This window comes from Oleiphilus sp. HI0043 (assembly GCF_001634935.1).
The window spans coordinates 1-955 of the sequence record NZ_LWEY01000402.1; the positions used below are offsets into that span (position 1 = coordinate 1).

At 42.0% G+C, this 955-nt stretch carries 1 protein-coding gene and 1 pseudogene; both read left to right on the top strand.

The window, feature by feature from the left end:
* Window positions 1–512, top strand: a 512-nt coding sequence (locus A3729_RS05300) for a tetratricopeptide repeat protein (RefSeq protein ID WP_068633326.1), incomplete at its 5' end; no start/stop codon positions are given.
* 160 nt (window positions 513–672) lie between these two features.
* Window positions 673–955, top strand: a pseudogene (locus tag A3729_RS05305) (hypothetical protein); the annotation flags it as partial.

A 955-nucleotide genomic window follows, 5' to 3' on the forward strand; every position in this document is an offset into this window, starting at 1 on the left:
AAACAGCAGCGTCTTTGCAGTATCAACAATTGGTAACAGTCGCTACGCAAAACGATTTTGATAGTGAAGACGAAGCGGAAACAGTCAGCTACTTGGCAGAGCAACTGAAAGATGAGTTTGAGGGCACTGAATACGCTTTGTATGCTGCGATGTTTATGGCAAAAGACCTGGTAGAAGACAAAAACTACGAAGGTGCAGCAGAGCAGCTAAATTGGGTTTTATCAAAAACAGAAGATGTTCGTCTTCAACATATTGTCACCGCTCGTTTAGCTCGTATTTTATCTGCGCAAGAAAAGCATGACGATGCTTTGGCCTTGCTTAAGCCAAGTGAAGAGGCGTTTAAAGCGAGCTACCTTGAAATAGAGGGTGACATTAAAAAGCGACAAGGTGATATCCCTGGCGCTATCGAGGCATACAAGAATGCTTTCGAACTTATTAAAGAAGAGCCTCAGGCGCAACCTTTGTTGGCGGTTAAGCTGTCAGACTTAGGTATCGATCCTAAGACCCTATAATCAATTTTGCCCCTTTTTGTCAGCCAGCATTGCCTAGGCTGAAAACTACAAAGGGGCGAGAATTTATCTTTCAAAGGCAGCTAAGCTCTGCCTTTTTTGTTTTTATATAGTGTTTGAAGTAATCATACAGAACGCTAAGTTGCATTAGGGATTTCATAGCATGGCGCTAGAGAAAATACATCGGTGGTGTAAAAAGGTCGCCTTTCTTGGCCTTTTGTCTTGTTTGCTAGCTGCTTGTAGTAGTTCGCCAGTAAATCAGCCTGCAGAGCTTGATATCGACTTCAAAGACCAAATTAACTTTAAACGTATATGGAAGAAGTCGGTAGGAGAAGGTGATCAAGAACTAAAGCTTCAGCTTTCACCTATCCTTAGAGATGATAAGATTTACTCAGTCGATACTGAAGGCTTACTTAGTGCTATAGATCGTTTATCCGGTAAGACTC